This is a genomic window from Hydrogenophaga sp. 2FB, from assembly GCF_005503365.1.
Classification (GTDB): domain Bacteria; phylum Pseudomonadota; class Gammaproteobacteria; order Burkholderiales; family Burkholderiaceae_C; genus Hydrogenophaga.
This window is the reverse complement of the sequence record NZ_SCML01000004.1, coordinates 18,645-34,740: the sequence shown is the minus strand read 5'-3', so window position 1 is coordinate 34,740 and position 16,096 is coordinate 18,645. Positions and strand designations below refer to the sequence as shown.

Genomic DNA, 16,096 nt, shown 5'->3' with positions numbered 1-16,096 from the left:
GCGAACGATTTCAGAGGCTGAAGACAGGCTTCTCTGTGCTGTCGGCGAGGTGCTCCCTGGCCCACTCAACTGGGCTCTGTTCTTTGGGCAGCAACACACCTGCCGGACGCACACGTTGTTGACTTGAATCCAGCGCTGGCGGCATGAGGCCTTCCTCCAGTCCCAAGGCGGCTTCGTGCAACATGCGACGCGCCATCACGATGGCCTTGTCAGTGGGCAGTAGTCGCTCAGCTTCGTGGTTCTGGATAGAGCCCATGCTTTCTTGCAGCGAGTAGTCCTGTGCAGAGAAGCCAAAAACTCCGCTGTAGGCTCGGTGCTCTTTTTGGGCCACACGGTCCATCTGGTACCCGTTCTCCCGATTGGCCGCAGGGACGAAACTGCCGGGGGCCTCGTACTCGACGTGGATACCCATGCCGGCCTTCATTGCATCCAGCTCTTCCTCGCTCAATGGTCGGTTGGGTTGCCAGTTGATGCTCCAGGCCCAGCAGCTGTGATCGTCGATCGGCACCCAGATGTGACCGCCCAAGGCGTGGTCACCAAATGGTGCAATCAGCGTGAACCAAGGGAACAACCATTGGGTGACGCGCCAATAGTAGGAGTCAGGTTCTCCATTGCGTCGGCCAAACAGGCTCAAGCCAAAGGGTGTCTTCTCGATCTCGAACACCACATTGCCATCGGCTTTGATGTAGTCGAGCGCCTTGACCCCCTTGTGCATCGGGTCCGAGTCAACCTCGTAGCGGTGAACGTATGAGACGTGGGCGGTATCGATCCCACCCTCCATGGCCTGCAGATAGCTCGAGTATTGCAGCCGTTTCGACACATAGACGTGTTCGGCTGGAAGAGTGCACCACTCCAGTTCCGGCAGTTCTGGCTGCTGATCGGCGGGACCCATATAGGTCCACACGATTCCGCCGCGCTCGATGCAGGGATACCCCTTGATATGCATGCGCGCACAAGCTTGCGGGGCAGAGGGAACATCGACACATTGGCCTGCGCTGTTGAACTTGAGACCGTGGTACGCGCAGCGAATGCCATTTTCCTCATTGCGTCCGAAGAAGAGCGACACCCCGCGATGTGAGCAGAACTCACTGATCAGGCTGGCCTGTCCATCCGTGTTCCTAAAAGCCAGCAACTTTTCACCCAACAGCTGTACCCGCACCTGGGGGCCATCCGGCTCCGCGATTTCGCTCGACATCAGCGCCGGGACCCAGTACCGCCGCAACAGATTGCCCATGCGGGTCTCAGGTCCGACCCGGGTAAGCGTTTCCGACATTTCTTTGTTCACATGAATCTCCAAAGTCTCTTGATGCTTGCTTATGTCCATCTAGTGGACACAAAGTCCATGGTATGGACATCATTGACCTGCGTCAAGAGTTGAGAAATCAGTCCGACAGGCGGACAGTTGGACGCGTAACATCCCCCAACAGCAATGAACGGGCGAACGGAAGTGGAACCACCAGAAAAACCGGGCGAAGGTGTCCGAGCAGTGGACAGGGCACTGCAGATCTTGATGGCCTTTACCGCAGACGACCATCGACTCACTGCCGGGGAACTGACCAAACGCGTGGGTCTCAGCCGCCCCACGCTCTACCGACTCCTGCACACGCTGGAGCACAGCGGATTCATCGTGTCATCTGGAGATCCGCAGAGGTTCGAACTCGGCCCGTCAGTGGCTCATTTGGCTCATGTTTGGAGCGCCAGTCTGGACATCGCAACGATTGCCCAGCCGATGATGCGCAGACTCTGGGATCAGACAGGAGAGACCGTCTCTCTTCTGGTCCATCAGGGCAACAGTCGAATTTGTGTTGCCGAACTCGCGAGTGGACAGCCCTTGAGCTTCAAACGCGGCGTGGGGTACCGCGAGGACGTCACGTTGGGTGCAAGCGGCCGGGTGATCCTTGCTCACGTCTCCTCACCGGAGACCTACATCGGTCGCGACAAAGCGAGGCCGACCGACGTTGCGGAATACCTCGATCGCTTGAAGAAGATTCGCGAACAAGGGTATGAGATCAGTCGCGATGAACTGATCAAAGGGGCCGTCGCCGTTGCCGTGCCGTTCTTTATGGGAGATAGCAAGGTGGCAGGCTCACTGGCTGTGTTTGGACCAGGCGTTCGCGTCGATCGTCATCGCGTTCAGACCTTTGCAGACATGTTGAAAGTCGAAGCGACAGCCCTTTCAAAAGCTCTGGGTCAGCGGCTTGTATCCAAGAACGTCGCCAAAACTTGAACTTCCAATATCAATTCACCGCATCCAAAAAAGCCAACCAGGTTGAAAAGCTTTCGCTCTGAAAGGTAGGTTCAGTCTGGTCTGAGTCATTCGAGCCCGACGTCCCGAAAGATGGCGGGGTTCGTCACCGGGCATTCCAGGGCCAGCTTTCCGTTCGACCGCTGTGCCTCACAAACCCGCCATTCCGCGGTTCGCGTTGGTTACCCGGGTGGCGACAGACTGGCCGCGCTCCAACACGCACACCGGCACCACCCGAAAATCAGTTTCCGTCTGCGTTCGCCCCTATTTGAAGAGCCGTAAAGCAAGCTCACGCAGGAAAGAGGCGCGCCTCCAGCGTCTCGCGCGCCCGGTTCAGCATGGGCAGGAAGGCGTCGCGAAATTCTCCCATGCCCATGCGCTCCACCCGCACCGCAATGCTGATCGCAGCGACCACCTGTCCCGTCCGGTCGCGCACCGGTACCGCCATCGACCGCACCCCGATTTCCAACTCGCCATCGTTGGTGGAGAAGCCGTCTTCCCGGCAGCGATCCACCAGTTCGACGACTTGCGCCACGCTGTGGATCGTCTGCGGCGTCAGCGCCACGCGCCTCATGCCACGCACGCGAGCCAGTGCGTCCTGCGCGGACATCCCGGCCAGCAACACACGTCCCAGCGCCGAACAGTAGGCCGGCAGGCGTGAGCCGATGCCCAGGCCCGTGCTCAGGCTGCGGCGCGCCGTGGACCGCGCCACGATGATCGCGTCGTCATCCAGCAACTGCCCCAACGACGCCGATTCGCGCGTGCGCTCCGACAAGGCATCCAGCAGCGGTTGTGCCAGCGAGGGCATCGGTCGCGAAGACAGGTAGGCATGCGCCACCAGCAACGCACGCGGCTGCACCCAGAAGCGCTTGCTATCGCTGTCCAGGTAGCCCAGCTGATGCAGCGTGAGCAGGGAGCGCCGCGCAGACGCGGGTGACATGCCGGTCAGGCGTGCAACCTCCGATAGCGTCAGGCGGTTGTGTTGGCGGCCAAAGCAGGTGAGCACGTCCAGGCCCTTCTCCAAAGAGGTCACGAAATAGCGGTCGGCCGCATTCACGTCCGTCAACTGTTTGGGTTCATTCTTGCGCATGGCGCAAATCTACCTTGTTTGGGAACGCCTCAGCGGTAACACTGGCCTCCCCATAAAACAACTGCGGAGACAACCCATGTTTCATTCCTTCCCGCGCCGCCTCGGCGCAGCCTTTGCGCTGGCGTCTTGCCTGATCGGCAGTGCCTTGGCGCAGACGAGCAACCAACCCCTGAGGCTGATCGTGCCCTTCCCCGCAGGCGGCACGGCGGACGTGCTGCCGCGCATCCTGGCCGAGAAATTGCGCACGCACTTCCCTGCGGGCGTGGTTGTTGAAAACCGAACCGGCGCAGGCGGCAACATCGGTGCCGAATCGGTGTTCCGCTCGGCGCCCGATGGCACCACGTTCCTGGTCTCGCCACCCGGACCCATTGCCATCAACCACCACCTGTACAAGAAGCTCGCATTCGACCCGACGAAGTGGGTGCCCGTCACGGTGCTGGCCACCGTGCCCAACGTGCTGGCGGTCAGCACCAAGGTGCCCGCGCAGAACGTGGCGGAGTTCATTGCCTACGCCAAGGCCAATCCGGGCAAGGTGACCTATGCCTCGCAGGGCAACGGCTCCACTTCGCACCTGACAGCCACCCTGTTCATGCAGCTGACCGGCACCCAAATGACCCACATCCCCTACCGTGGCACAGCGCCCGCGCTGGTTGATCTGGTCGGCGGGCAGGTCGACGTGTTCTTCGACAACCTGAGCTCGTCCGCGCAGTTCCTCGCGGCGGGCAAGCTGCGCATCCTGGCGGTGGCGGACGCGGTACGTTCAACCGTGTTGCCTCAGGTGCCCACCTTCGAAGAATCCAAAGTGGCTGGCATGAACGCTGTGACCTTTTTCTCCGTGGTGGCGCCTCCCGGCACACCACCGGCCACGGCCACCGCCATGCAGAAACTTCTGAGTAACGCGATGGCGATGCCCGACGTCAAGGCCAGGTTCGCCGAACAGGGTGCAGAGCCGCGCGGCTGGTCCACCGAACAGTCCGGCCGCTTCATCCAGGCCGAGTCAGACAAGTGGAACAAGGTCATCAAAAGCGCCAACGTGACGCTGGAGTAAGAGAAACCAACATGCAGGAACAGACCATTCACTGGCGCAGCGACGCGCTCACACGCATTCCCTATTCGCTGTACACCGACAAACAGGTGCCCGAGCAGGAACAGGAAAAGATCTTCCGTGGCAACACCTGGAACTTCCTGTGCCTGGACGCCGAGTTGCTTGAGGCGGGCAGCTACCGCACCACGTTTGCCGGCACCACGCCGGTGGTGGTGGTGCGCGACGGCGACGGTGAGATCTACGCGTTCGAAAACCGCTGCGCTCACCGTGGCGCGCTGATCGCGCTGGAGAAGTCCGGCAAAGCTGAGAACTTCCAGTGCGTTTACCACGCTTGGAGCTATAACCGCCAGGGCGACCTGACCGGCGTGGCGTTCGAGAAGGGTGTCAAGGGCCAGGGCGGCATGCCGCCCGATTTCTGCAAGGAAGAACACGGCCCGCGCAAGTTGCGCATCGCCGTGTACAGCGGCCTGGTATTCGGCAGCTTCTCCGAAGACGTGCCCGACATCGAGGAGTACCTGGGCGACGAGATCTGCCAGCGCATCGAACGCGTGATGCACAAGCCGGTGCAGGTCATCGGCCGCTTCACGCAGGCCCTGCCCAACAACTGGAAGCTCTATGTCGAGAACGTCAAGGACAGCTACCACGCCAGCCTGCTGCACATGTTCTTCACCACCTTCGAGTTGAACCGGTTGTCGCAGAAAGGCGGCGTCATCGTCGACGAATCGGGCGGCCACCACGTGAGCTTTTCGATGATCGACACCGCGGCCGAGAAGGACTCTTCCTACAAGGACCAGGACCTGCGTTCGGACAACGACCGCTACCGCCTGAAGGACCAGACACTGCTGGCCGGCTTCAAGGAGTACGACGACGGCGTCACGCTGCAGATCCTTTCCGTGTTCCCGGGCTTCGTGTTGCAGCAGATCCAGAACTGCCTGGCGGTGCGCCAGGTGCTGCCCAAAGGTGTGGTCCGCACCGAGCTGAACTGGACCTACTTCGGCTACGCCGACGACACGCCCGAGCAGCGCAAGGTGCGCCTGAAGCAGTCCAACCTGGTGGGGCCGGCCGGCTTCATCTCGATGGAGGACGGCGCGGTGGGCGGTTTCGTGCAGCGCGGCATTGCCGGCGCGAGTGACAAGGAAGCCGTGGTGGAAATGGGCGGAGACGAGTCCGGCTCCAGCGAAGGCCGCGCCACCGAAACCTCGGTACGTGGTTTCTGGAAAGCCTACCGTCACCACATGGGGGCCTGAGCATGATCGATCTTCTGACCATCGCCGCTTTCAACGCCCGCTACGCTCACACCATCGACAGCGATGCGCTGGAGGCCTGGCCCGCCTTCTTCACCGAAGACTGTCACTACCGCATTACCCACGTCGAGAACGAACAGGAGGGTCTGGCCGCAGGCATCGTCTATGCCGACTCGCGTGCCATGCTGGAAGACCGCATCGCCGCGCTGCGCGAGGCGAACATCTACGAGCGCCAGCGCTATCGCCATCTGCTGGGCATGCCCTTGGTGGATTCGGCCGACGACACCACCGCGCAGGCGCGCACGCCCTTCATCGTGGTGCGCATCATGGCCTCCGGGCAGAGCGAGGTGTTTGCCACCGGCGAATACCGCGACTGTTTCGAGTGCGAAGCTGGCGAGCTGCTGCTGGCCGAGCGCGTCGCCATCTGCGACAGCACGGTGACCGACACGCTGATGGCCTTGCCGCTGTGAGCGCCACGCCACCTTTGCGCCGCATCGCTCTGGCGGCGGGCGATCCCAACGGCATCGGCCCCGAGATCGCGCTCAAGGCCCTCGCCGCGCTCGCCCCGGCCCAGCGCGACCGCATCACGGTGTTCGGCCCCGGCGCAGTGCTGCAGCGGGCGGCATCCATCTGCGGTTTGTCCACGCTCTGGCCGCAACTCCGTCATGTGGAGGCGGGCACGCTGTCCGACAGCGCCGCGGTACCCGGCCGCATCGATGCCGCGGCCGGCGCGTCCACCGTTGCCTCCGCCACCGCAGCGCTGCAGGCCGTTCGCGCGGACGACTTCGACGTGGTGATCGCCTGCCCGCACCACGAGACCGCCATTCACCAGGCCGGTATTGCCTTCAGCGGTTACCCGTCGCTGGTGGCGCGCGTCTGCGGCATGCCGCAGGACGAGGTATTCCTGCTGTTGGTGGGTGGCGGGCTGCGCATCGTGCACGTGACCCTGCACGAGAGCGTGCGCACCGCGCTGGACCGGCTCACCCCCACACTCGTGCAGCAGGCCGTGCGGGCCGGTGCGCGCGCCTGCGCCCTGCTGGGCGTGAACGATCCGAGCATCGGCGTGTTCGGCATCAACCCGCACGCCTCTGAAGGCACGCTGTTCGGCCCCGAAGACCAGCAGATCGTGGTGCCCGCCATGGCGACCCTGCGCGCCGAGGGTTACCGGGTCGATGGGCCGCATGGCGCCGACATGGTGCTGTCTCAGCGTGGGCACGACTTGTACGTGGCTATGTTGCACGATCAAGGCCACATTCCGATCAAGCTGCTGGCGCCGAATGCGGCGAGCGCCTTGAGCATCGGCGGGGACGCACTGTTGTCCAGCGTGGGCCACGGCTGCGCCATGGACATCGCGGGCCAAGGCATTGCCGACCCGACCGCGCTGCTGCGCACGATCGCCCTGTTGTCGGGCGCCACACAACCCCAAGCAGTCGCATGAGCCCCTCCATTGCCATTGAAGCGACCGAGGTCGCTTTCGAAGCTGCGCCCGGCCGGAGCCTGCTGGACGCGGCCTTGCACGCCGGCATTGACCTGCCCTACTCGTGCCGCAAGGGCGTGTGCGGCAGTTGTGTGGGCGGCATCGTGTCGGGCGAGGTCCAGGGCATCAACGGCGCGGCCATCCGCAACGACATCTGCGGTCCGGATCAGGTGCTGTATTGCATGTGTGAACCCAAGAGCGACGTGGTTCTGCGGCCCGTGTCGTGGAAACGGCTGGACCCGAACGCGCGCAAGACCTTCACCGCCAAGGTACACAGCAACCAGCTGGCCGCGCCCGACGTGTCCGTGCTCAAGCTGCGCCTGCCAGCTGGGCAGCGCGCGAAGTTCCAGGCCGGCCAGTACCTGCAGATCCTGCTGGAGGATGGCAGTGCGCGGTGTTATTCCATGGCGAACCCGCCCCACGAAAGCGATGGCGCTACGCTGCACATTCGCCATGTGCCGGGTGGGCAGTTCAGCGCGCGCGTGGCGCAACTCGTGCCGGGTGACCTGCTAACGATCGAGATGCCGTTCGGCAACGTGGCGCTCGCCGCGGACGACATGCGCCCCATCGTTTTCGTGGCCGGTGGCACCGGGTTCGCGCCGGTCAAGTCCATCCTGGACGACATGCTGAAGAGGCGCGTGCAGCGCGACATCACCCTCATCTGGGGCGCTCGCGAGGCGGGTGGCCTTTACCTGCGCGCCGCGGTCGAACGCTGGCAGAAACAGTGGCCCGGGTTCCGCTTCGTCGCCGCCTTGAGCGGCATGTCGGCAGATGCTGCGGGCGAGGCCTTCGCAGGCCGTGTGGACCAGGCCCTGCACACCACCTGTGCCGACCTGGCCGGTCACGTCGTGTACTGCTGTGGCTCACCGCCCATGGTGTCGGCAGTTCGCTCCGCGGCGACCGCCAAGGGATTGACCTCCGAGGACTTCCACGCCGATGTGTTCGTATCCGGGCCTTCGTCAACTCCGGCATAGCGCGTCAACGACCTCGACAATCGAGGCTCCCCCCAATGGAAGCTTTACCGGCAACGTACAACAGCTCAATGTCTGTTTCAGAACGGCGGATTCAACCGGTCGATGCAACACACTAACCCCCGCCTGTAAGCTGATTGAGTACCGTGCCTTGGCTCGAATCGTTGCAGACAAGTTGCGCATGCTCTGGTCGCCAGAACAAATCGCAGGTTGGCTAAACTGCCTACTGATCTGGTTGTCAGCGTGCAGGAGCAACTCAAACGCATTGATGCCTTGGTTGCTGACATTGACCACATTGGCCAACGGCTGCGCGCCATGATTCAGGAGGATCGACAGATGCAGGCGATCCAGCAGATCCCCGGCATCGGAGACTTAACGGCCTCCGCTCTGGTAGCAGCCGTGGGCAACTTCTCGACGTTCAAGTCTGCGCGCCAATTTGCATCGTGGGTTGGCTTTACACCACGGCAGGTGGGCACCGGGGGCAAGACCCAGCAACTGGGCATCTCCAAGCGTGGCGACACCTACTTGCGGACCCTGTTGATCGCGGGGGCCAGAGCCGTGATTGCCAGGGCGGAGAGATCGGGTTGGATCACACGGCTGCTGGATAGGCGCCACTACAACGTGGCGGTCGTCGCGTTGGCCAACAAGATTGCGCGCACAGCGTGGACAGTCCTGGCCAAAGGCGCCGCCTTTGACCAGGTCAAATGGCATCCGCTTGAACAAGCAAGCACCTGATCAACGAACGCTTGAGCATCAAGCCGGCAAGCGACTGATCAGAACCGCTTTGAAGGAGAACCTGCAAGAAGCGAAGTGATGGGATGAAGGTCAAACCGGGTTGGAGACATTCCGATGAACCGCCAGTACCTTGAGTACAGCCCGGAGGTAGGAGCTCCAACCGCGAACAGCCATCATGGGCAGCAGCACCGACTGCAAAAACAGCCCGAATGTAAGGCAGCAAACCTTTCAGACGATCACGACGCGGAAAACTTGTTCTCCTCGGGCGGACCATGTAGGCGGTTCACTCCGTCTGCCTCTCGAATCCGAAACTCAGCAGCTACTTCAACGTCGCCACGACTGAGAACTTCCAGAGGTCGCAGTTCTGAATCGCCCCGGGACGATTCATTCATAGCTACCGGCTGCCGCACAAGGAACTGAAGCTTTCGACGTTTGGTCGCCCGGAGTGCCATCGCAGACATGTGTGTGCTCGACTACGTGGAGATGTTCCGCGGCAAGGTGAGCCAGTCCTCGGTGTATCCGCGCGAAGTGGTCCGCGATGCGCTGCTGCTGGTGCACAACCACCCCTCGGGCGTGGCCGATCCGTCGCGGGCAGCGCGGTGCAGTCGATGGCCGAACGCGGGCTCGTTTGAGCCATGGGCCTTCGGGCCCATTTTTCTTTTGCTGGCGGCCGGCAACACGGTCCTCCTGAAACTCCCTGAACAAGCCCCCCTGTCCACCTTGCGGCTGATGGAGCTTCTTGACGGTGTGGTTCCACCCGGCGTATTGAACTGCGTGGTGGGCTGCCGAGAGGTAGGGGCCGCCATCGCTCAGCATCCGGACGTTGACGCCGTGGGCTTGATCGGAAGCGTGCAAGCAGGCAAGGCCGTTTTGCGCTCCTCCGCCGACACCATGAAGCACTGTCTGCTGGAACTCGGTGGCAAGAGCGCCATGGTGATTTATCCCGATGCCGACCTGGAAGACGCGGTCGATGGCGCCGTGCGGGGGATGAACTTCACCTGGTGCGGCCAGTCCTGCGGTTCCACAAGCAGACTGCTCATTCATGAAAGCCTGTACGAGCGGTTTCTGGAAGCGTTGTCTGCGCAGTTGACGAAGCGCCACAAACCCGGGATAGCAACGCACATGCAGACGACCATGGGAGCACTCGTTGACAAGGGGCAATACGAGAAAAGCCTCTCCTACATCGCAATGGGAAAATCCGAAGGTGCCAGAGTGTTGCTTGGAGGTGGTCGTCCCAGAGGTCTCGAGCGCGGATTTTTCATCGAGCCTACGGTGCTTCGGGACGTTCAACCGCATCACACCGTGGCTCGCGAAGAGATATTCGGCCCGGTCCTCTCGGTGATGAAATGGAGTCGTGAGGCCGACATGATGGCGATCGTCAATGGCGTCGAGTTTGGCCTGACTGCATCCCTCTGGACACGCGATCTGGTGACGGCACATCGCGCAGCCAGAGGAATCCAGGCAGGCTACATCTGGGTCAACGATTCGTCCATTCACATTCCAGGCGCGCCTTTCGGTGGCTATAAGAGTTCCGGGATCGGCCGCGAGGAATGCCTTCAGGAGCTTCACGAATTCACGCAGACGAAGAACGTCAATGTCTCCTTGCGAGGCGTGCCTCGTTTCTGATCACTCGACCACTCAGGAGGTGGGACCTCGGCCCGCAGCGCCCTTTGGTGAAGGGGCGGCGGTGCTTGAGGGGCCGGCCATGGTCGGGCCATGGACCGTCTTCTTGACGAGGTACACGATCAGCGGTCTGAAGATCACCACGCAGATGAACGCTACGGGAAATGCCACGGCGTAAGAGCGCAGGACGCGCCAAATGTACCCGTCTCCGAGGCCGGAGCCCAGGGCTGTAAGGACGGCGCTCATCACGAAGGCGATGATCCCCGCCATATACGCAGCGAAGGCGATGCTGGAGAATTTGTGCGGTAGTTTCACTGGGTAAGGCGCGTCAAAAAATGAACAGGAAAGATACAGCAATGTGGGCAATCTTCATCGCGCTCAGGCCTGCAGATTCACACTTGCACACTGCCATGCAGTGCAATATACTTAGATGACTAACCATAGCCATGTCATGAGCACCATGACAGTCAACCACTTAGAGGTCTCACCATGATCACTCCTGAAGAGAACGAATTGCTCTGCCGTGTTGTAGGCGAGGCGCCCATGGGGCAGCTCATGCGTCGCCATTGGACGCCAGTGTGTTTGATCGAGGAGGTATCGGAGCCGGACGGTGCGCCGGTTAAAGCCCGCGTCTATGGAGAAGACCTTGTGGTGTTCAGAGATACCGACGGAAGTGTCGGGGTGCTGGACGAAAAATGTCCTCATCGACGAGTCTCCTTGGTGTATGGGCGAAATGAAGAGGGCGGCCTTCGTTGCCTGTACCACGGCTGGAAGATGGATGTCACCGGCAACGTCCTTGAGATGGTGTCTGAGCCTGCGGCCAGTGGCTTTGCCGAAAAAGTCAAGCACAAGGCTTATCCCGTCAAAGAGTGGGGCGGCTTTGTGTGGGCCTGGTTTGGGGCGGCCGAGAACGTTCCTGAGTTTGTGCCGCCGCCATGGGCGCCGACAGAGGACACTCGAGTGTCGATTGCCAAGGTTCTGCTGCCCTGCAACTGGGCGCAAATTCTCGAAGGTGCGATCGACTCGGCTCACAGTTCGAGCCTGCATTCGTCCGACATGGTTCCTGCTCGAGTTGTCGGTGCCAAGGCGACCGACAAGGCCTGGCTGCGGCCGTCGACCGACAAGGCCCCAAGGATGCAGGTGCAAAGAGCGCGATATGGCTTCCGCTACGCGGCCATTCGCAGGCCCATCCAGAACGCGGCCACGCATGAGTATGTGCGGTCGACGGTTTTCGTGGCACCAGCCTCCGCCTTGATTCCGCCCAACAACCTCTACAACGTGGCGAATGTGAACGTCCCGATGGACGACACCAATACGGCTTTCTATTTTCTCGCTTGGGGGCATTCCACTCAGACGCCTGAGACGGAGACCTGGCGCAAATTCCTTGGCCAGACGGTGGGGGTCGATCTGGACGAATCCTATCGCCCGTTGCGAAATGAAGAAAACCGATTCTGGCAAGACCGTCAGGCCATGAAAGCCGGCAACTTCACGGGCATCAAGGGATTCCCCAACCAGGACGTCGCGATGTGGGTCACGATGGGGCCCATCGCAGATCGCACGAATGACCGGCTGGGAGCGAGCGACATGGCGGTCGTGGAATTCCGAAAACAAATGCTGGATGCTGTCCGCGCGTTTCAAGCGGGCGAGCCTGCGATCGGCACCAATGGCAACGCTATCCCCAAGAATGTATGCGCCTTCCAGGCGGTGGTGCCAAAGACCATTGACTGGCGCGAATACGAGACAACCTATGTTTGGGCGGACGGCATCGAACGTCCTGATCTTGAGCCTTCCTACTCCGTCAACACCTGAGCCAGCGCATGAGCAAACTTCAACTATCGGTCGCCATGGGCGACTACGACCGCACCAGAGCCTTGTTGGACGGGCGCGTGCAAATTGATGGGGTCGATCCTGTCTTCATGAACCTCTATCCTGAGGAAATGTTCTTTCGTGCCATGAGGAGTCAGGAGTTCGACATCTCCGAGTTGTCGTTCTCCAGCTATGCCGTGAAGACGGCAAAAGGCGATTGCCCGTATGTCGCTATCCCGGTTTTCCTCTCAAGGGCGTTTCGCCACACCTCGCTTTATGTCCGCAAGGACAGGATCCGGCGCCCAGAGGATCTCAAGGGAAAGCGAATCGGTTTACCCGAATACCAGTTGAGCGCGAATGTGTGGGCACGGGCGCTTCTGCAGGATGACTACGGTGTCGCGCCTGAAGATGTGACCTGGGTCCGTGGTGGCATCGAAACTGCCGGCCGTCCGGAGAAGATTGCGCTGAGCCTTCCCAAAGGAGTGAAACTGGAGAGTGCGCCGGATGGCGTGACCATTTCGGAACTGCTCGATCGCGGTGAAATCGATGGTTTCATGGCGCCGCGCCCTCCAAGCATCAAGGCCTTGGCCAATCCCAACGTAGGTTGGCTGTTCGACGATCCAACCTCGGAGGCCAAGGACTATTTCAAACGCACTGGCATCTTCCCGATCATGCACGTGGTCGGTGTGAGGAAGACTTTGGCAGAGCAGCATCCGTGGTTGCCAGGGGCGGTGTTCAAGGCTTTCGTGCAAGCCAAGGTGGCGGCCCTTGAAGCCCTGTCGGATACGTCGGCCACGAAGGTCACGTTGCCATTCGTCGAAGAACAACTGAAGGCAGCGCGTGAAACAATGGGAGAGGACTACTGGTCATATGGGGTGGCACGCAACCGTCCAACCATCGACGCGTTTCTGCGGCACCACCACTCGCAGGGCCTTTCCTCTCGCCCTCTGTCGGCTGACGAGATTTTCCACCCGGCCACGTACGAGACTTACGCTATTTGACAGAGGAACCGGGCTTGCCGAGGGCAGCCTCTTCCTCTGCGGCCAGGTTCTCGATCATCGATAGCAAGCTTTTCCGAATAAGCGCCACCGATCTTTCCGAAATACCGCGCACGCTGGTTTGGTTGACCTCTTCGGCCAATGGCACCAGCAATTTCTCCAGGGAGCGCCCTGCTGGCAATAGAAAGACATGCATGTTCTTTCTGTTGCCAGCGAGCTGGCGCCGCTCGATCAGTCCCATGGCTTCCATAGCCTTGACGGCACTGAAAGTGGTGGGTTCCATGACTCCCGCAAGATCACTGAGTTCGCGCTGTGTCAGCCCGTCCTGAATCCAGAGGATGCGCAGGAACGTCCAGTGCCCGAATGAAACCCCATGGACGGCAAGCTTCACCTGGAGAGCCCGCATCTGCGCTCTGGCGACGTCCCTGATCAGATGTGCCAAGCGATCCTGAGGGACCGCTTCGCGCCAGTGGCGCAGGAGATGTCGGGTGTGTTCGGTGTCAGGCATGGTCAGGAGGGGGTGGAATATAGCCTACTTGCAGCTTCGGCATGATATCCACGGATCGTCGACTGGATTCCAGAATGGCCAGGCACACCTCGAGAGTGGCTCGCGACCAATGGCCATTGTGCAACGGTTCTTTCCCATCTCGGGCTACGTCCCATAGCTCATCGATCACTTCACCGCGCGGAACCGCGGAAATATCGGCAGCGATGAAGCGACGGCCTGTCTTGTCAAACACCTCAACGCCTTGTGGGGTCAGACGCAGATCACCGCCTTCGCAACTGACCAACGTGGGGCCAAAATGCTGTGCCGCCTCTGGCGCCGCAGCGTCCGGCGGAACGAAAAGTCGACCACCGAAGTTGCGTTCGGCTTTCATCGCTGCTTCGTGCGCTTCATCCACGACTTCCGAAAGGCGCATCCGCGTGTTGTGGTGCGCGTTGGGGTCCTTCCGGCGACCCAGCTCGCCGATCCCGTCCATAAGGATGTCTGTGTCATAGAAGCCATACCCGTTGTAGGTCACGCTGGCAAAAGCGCCACCTTCAAAATTCAGCATGGCCGTGAACGCACCTTCGGTTGGCCTGCTGGCATCCCATTTGCCGGTGGTGGCTCTCACAGAAGCAGTCATGCCGCCGGCCAGCAGGCGGACGATGTCGATCTGATGCGCAGCTTGGCTGAAAACGACACCACCACCTTGTGACGTGTTCAGCTCCTCCGCTCGCCGCGGCCGATACAGGAAGTCGGTGTACTGCATTGCGTGAACGAATCGCACTGCACCGAAGTTTCCTGAGTCGATCAATCGGCGGGCCAGGAGCACCGGCGCATTGAAGCTGTGACTGTGTCCAATGATCAGGCGCGTACCGGCGCGCTCGCAAGCCTCAATCATCCTTGTGCAGTCATCAATCGTGATGGCCATCGGCTTTTCCACGATTGCGCTCTTTCCGTGCTTGGCCGCCAGCGCCACATGCTCGGCGTGCATCTGATGAGGCGTCGCGATGTAGATCCATTCGACGTTGGGGTCTGCGCAGAGCGCATCCGGCGACGCATGTGCGACACCGCTGAATGTCTTCTCAAACTGTTTCCCTGCCGCATCTCTTGGGTCGAACGCCGCCACCAGCGTGATCCGAGGGTCCTTGAGAAAGGTGGGCAGCATCAAGGTGAACGCCCGGCCAAGCCCCAGTACCCCAAGGCGAATTGGATTACCCACGTTGGAAGCAAGATCGCTCATATGTCCAGGACCAGGATGGACGACTTGGCTCTTGATACGCACACCATGATGTTGTCTTCCTTTTCCTCGTCCAACAGCACAAGATCCCGGTGGTCGGCTTCACCCCCAAGCAGCCTCGTTTTGCATGAGCCGCAGGTGCCGCTTTCGCAAGAACTGGGGATATGCACGCCTTCAGCTCGCAAGGTGTCCAGAATTGATTTCCCGACGGGAATGACGAATCGGCGGCCATCCTTCTTGAGCTCGACTTCAAAAGATTGATCATCTGCGTGCGGCTTCGTGTCGCCGCCAAAGCTCTCAAAATGCACGGTGCTGCTCGGCCAATGCCCCGTCATATCCTTGATGGCATCCATCAGTGGCTTGGGTCCGCAGCAATACACGTGGCGCCCAGTCACGGTGCCTGGTTTCTCGAGAACTGGCCAAAGATCGAACGCGTCAGAGGGATCACCATGATCGTGATGGATCACCACGTTTGAAGAGAAATCGGCGCTTTTCAGCTCTTGGAGAAACGCCGTTCCCTCCGAGTCTCTCGTCAGATAGTAGAGCTTGAACGGTCGATCTCCTTGCGCTGAAAGATGGCGTGCCATCGCCATCATGGGCGTGATACCAATGCCTCCAGCAATGAGCACAAAGCTGCGAGCTTTCGAATCCAATTCGAAGAGGTTCTCGGGGACGCCCACTTCCACCTGTTGTCCTGCTCGGACAGTGTCCACAAGGCTCATCGAGCCACCCCTGCCATCGGCTTCGCGCTTGACGGCAATGACGTATCGGTTCCGCTCCTCCGGGTCGTTGCTCAGGGAGTACTGCCGCGTGACTCCATTCGGCGTCTTGATGCGGATGTGAGCGCCAGCAGTAAAAGGAGGGAGGTCATCTCCATCGGGATGTGAAAGCTCAAAGCGCTGGATGTCGCGGGCGGCGGGCTCGGCGCTGACCACGACAAGGTTCATGAAGGAAGGATCAGACGTCATACGGACTCCTTGGTAACCCCCAAGCACAGAGGAGGGTTTTCAGTGTTGACAACCGTCAAACAGTTTGCAAAAATACATTATCTTAGAGCTCTAAGTAAATTGCAAGTGACTAACTGTCCAAGAGCTTGCGGGTTGATTCATGGTGGTTCTGCCGGCGTCATGAATCTGAT

At 60.7% G+C, this 16,096-nt stretch carries 16 protein-coding genes; 10 read left to right on the top strand and 6 right to left on the bottom strand.

From position 1 onward, the window contains the following. Positions 1–10: 10 nt before the first annotated feature. Positions 11–1,285, bottom strand: coding sequence for an aromatic ring-hydroxylating dioxygenase subunit alpha (locus FFS09_RS03420; protein ID WP_137917464.1), 1,275 nt, complete (start codon positions 1,283–1,285; stop codon positions 11–13). Positions 1,286–1,429: 144 nt separating this feature from the next. On the opposite strand from FFS09_RS03420, the gene FFS09_RS03415 reads away from it, so the two are divergent. Further along, entirely contained in the window at positions 1,430–2,227 is a 798-nt protein-coding gene (locus FFS09_RS03415) for an IclR family transcriptional regulator (protein ID WP_137917463.1), read from the top strand. Positions 2,228–2,534: 307 nt separating this feature from the next. Here FFS09_RS03415 and FFS09_RS03410 read toward each other — a convergent pair whose 3' ends face one another. Continuing rightward, positions 2,535–3,335 (bottom strand): IclR family transcriptional regulator domain-containing protein, encoded by an 801-nt coding sequence (locus tag FFS09_RS03410; RefSeq protein ID WP_137917462.1) that lies wholly within the window; start codon positions 3,333–3,335, stop codon positions 2,535–2,537. Positions 3,336–3,411: 76 nt separating this feature from the next. Between FFS09_RS03410 and FFS09_RS03405 the strand changes: the two genes are divergently transcribed. The 7 genes from FFS09_RS03405 (at position 3,412) to FFS09_RS03370 (ending at position 10,433) form a co-directional block, all read left to right on the top strand. Next, the gene (locus FFS09_RS03405) at positions 3,412–4,383 is read left to right on the top strand and encodes a Bug family tripartite tricarboxylate transporter substrate binding protein (RefSeq protein ID WP_137917461.1); all 972 of its coding nucleotides are present in this window, start codon (positions 3,412–3,414) and stop codon (positions 4,381–4,383) included. 11 nt (positions 4,384–4,394) lie between these two features. Next, positions 4,395–5,627, top strand: coding sequence for an aromatic ring-hydroxylating dioxygenase subunit alpha (locus FFS09_RS03400; protein WP_137917460.1), 1,233 nt, complete (start codon positions 4,395–4,397; stop codon positions 5,625–5,627). 2 nt (positions 5,628–5,629) lie between these two features. After that, the gene (locus FFS09_RS03395) at positions 5,630–6,094 is read left to right on the top strand and encodes an aromatic-ring-hydroxylating dioxygenase subunit beta (protein WP_137917459.1); all 465 of its coding nucleotides are present in this window, start codon (positions 5,630–5,632) and stop codon (positions 6,092–6,094) included. Further along, positions 6,091–7,062, top strand: coding sequence for a PdxA family dehydrogenase (locus tag FFS09_RS03390; protein WP_252374213.1), 972 nt, complete (start codon positions 6,091–6,093; stop codon positions 7,060–7,062). The genes FFS09_RS03395 and FFS09_RS03390 overlap by 4 nt, the downstream gene beginning before the upstream one ends. Further along, complete coding sequence (locus FFS09_RS03385; RefSeq protein WP_137917458.1) at positions 7,059–8,075, top strand: 2Fe-2S iron-sulfur cluster-binding protein; 1,017 nt, start codon at positions 7,059–7,061, stop codon at positions 8,073–8,075. The genes FFS09_RS03390 and FFS09_RS03385 overlap by 4 nt, the downstream gene beginning before the upstream one ends. 216 nt (positions 8,076–8,291) lie before the next feature. Beyond that, positions 8,292–8,807 carry an IS110 family RNA-guided transposase gene (locus tag FFS09_RS03375; protein WP_252374224.1) on the top strand — a complete coding sequence of 172 codons (516 nt, stop codon included), beginning with the start codon at positions 8,292–8,294 and terminating at the stop codon, positions 8,805–8,807. A 465-nt stretch (positions 8,808–9,272) separates the two neighbouring features. After that, a complete protein-coding gene (locus FFS09_RS03370; RefSeq protein ID WP_252374212.1) occupies positions 9,273–10,433 on the top strand; it encodes an aldehyde dehydrogenase family protein in 1,161 nt (386 codons plus the stop codon). 12 nt (positions 10,434–10,445) lie between these two features. On the opposite strand, the gene FFS09_RS03365 is transcribed toward FFS09_RS03370, so the two are convergent. Next, positions 10,446–10,796 (bottom strand): DUF2798 domain-containing protein, encoded by a 351-nt coding sequence (locus FFS09_RS03365; protein WP_252374211.1) that lies wholly within the window; start codon positions 10,794–10,796, stop codon positions 10,446–10,448. A 123-nt stretch (positions 10,797–10,919) separates the two neighbouring features. Here FFS09_RS03365 and FFS09_RS03360 point away from each other — a divergent pair, with 123 nt between their 5' ends. Together FFS09_RS03360 and FFS09_RS03355 are read left to right on the top strand one after the other, a co-directional pair. Then, a complete protein-coding gene (locus tag FFS09_RS03360; protein ID WP_137917456.1) occupies positions 10,920–12,239 on the top strand; it encodes a Rieske 2Fe-2S domain-containing protein in 1,320 nt (439 codons plus the stop codon). An 8-nt stretch (positions 12,240–12,247) separates the two neighbouring features. Continuing rightward, on the top strand, positions 12,248–13,237 hold the full coding sequence (locus FFS09_RS03355; RefSeq protein WP_137917455.1) for a PhnD/SsuA/transferrin family substrate-binding protein: 990 nt from the start codon (positions 12,248–12,250) through the stop codon (positions 13,235–13,237). On the opposite strand, the gene FFS09_RS03350 is transcribed toward FFS09_RS03355, so the two are convergent. The 3 genes from FFS09_RS03350 to FFS09_RS03340 are packed head-to-tail and all read right to left on the bottom strand — an operon-like array spanning position 13,230 to position 15,926. Further along, positions 13,230–13,742 carry a MarR family winged helix-turn-helix transcriptional regulator gene (locus FFS09_RS03350; RefSeq protein ID WP_137917454.1) on the bottom strand — a complete coding sequence of 171 codons (513 nt, stop codon included), beginning with the start codon at positions 13,740–13,742 and terminating at the stop codon, positions 13,230–13,232. The genes FFS09_RS03355 and FFS09_RS03350 overlap by 8 nt on opposite strands. Next, the gene (locus FFS09_RS03345; RefSeq protein WP_137917453.1) at positions 13,735–14,961 is read right to left on the bottom strand and encodes a Gfo/Idh/MocA family protein; all 1,227 of its coding nucleotides are present in this window, start codon (positions 14,959–14,961) and stop codon (positions 13,735–13,737) included. Before FFS09_RS03345 ends, FFS09_RS03350 begins: the two co-directional genes overlap by 8 nt. After that, the gene (locus FFS09_RS03340; protein ID WP_137917452.1) at positions 14,958–15,926 is read right to left on the bottom strand and encodes a PDR/VanB family oxidoreductase; all 969 of its coding nucleotides are present in this window, start codon (positions 15,924–15,926) and stop codon (positions 14,958–14,960) included. Before FFS09_RS03340 ends, FFS09_RS03345 begins: the two co-directional genes overlap by 4 nt. Positions 15,927–16,096 lie beyond the last annotated feature (170 nt).

What these genes read in the sequence shown, in the direction of transcription:
- FFS09_RS03395 (WP_137917459.1), top strand. Translation starts at nt 5,630, where the DNA reads ATGATCGATCTTCTGACCATCGCCGCTTTCAACGCCCGCTACGCTCAC.
- FFS09_RS03340 (WP_137917452.1), bottom strand. Translation starts at nt 15,926, where the DNA reads ATGACGTCTGATCCTTCCTTCATGAACCTTGTCGTGGTCAGCGCCGAG.
- FFS09_RS03350 (WP_137917454.1), bottom strand. Translation starts at nt 13,742, where the DNA reads ATGCCTGACACCGAACACACCCGACATCTCCTGCGCCACTGGCGCGAA.
- FFS09_RS03415 (WP_137917463.1), top strand. Translation starts at nt 1,430, where the DNA reads ATGAACGGGCGAACGGAAGTGGAACCACCAGAAAAACCGGGCGAAGGT.
- FFS09_RS03410 (WP_137917462.1), bottom strand. Translation starts at nt 3,335, where the DNA reads ATGCGCAAGAATGAACCCAAACAGTTGACGGACGTGAATGCGGCCGAC.
- FFS09_RS03405 (WP_137917461.1), top strand. Translation starts at nt 3,412, where the DNA reads ATGTTTCATTCCTTCCCGCGCCGCCTCGGCGCAGCCTTTGCGCTGGCG.
- FFS09_RS03355 (WP_137917455.1), top strand. Translation starts at nt 12,248, where the DNA reads ATGAGCAAACTTCAACTATCGGTCGCCATGGGCGACTACGACCGCACC.
- FFS09_RS03400 (WP_137917460.1), top strand. Translation starts at nt 4,395, where the DNA reads ATGCAGGAACAGACCATTCACTGGCGCAGCGACGCGCTCACACGCATT.
- FFS09_RS03345 (WP_137917453.1), bottom strand. Translation starts at nt 14,961, where the DNA reads ATGAGCGATCTTGCTTCCAACGTGGGTAATCCAATTCGCCTTGGGGTA.
- FFS09_RS03385 (WP_137917458.1), top strand. Translation starts at nt 7,059, where the DNA reads ATGAGCCCCTCCATTGCCATTGAAGCGACCGAGGTCGCTTTCGAAGCT.
- FFS09_RS03360 (WP_137917456.1), top strand. Translation starts at nt 10,920, where the DNA reads ATGATCACTCCTGAAGAGAACGAATTGCTCTGCCGTGTTGTAGGCGAG.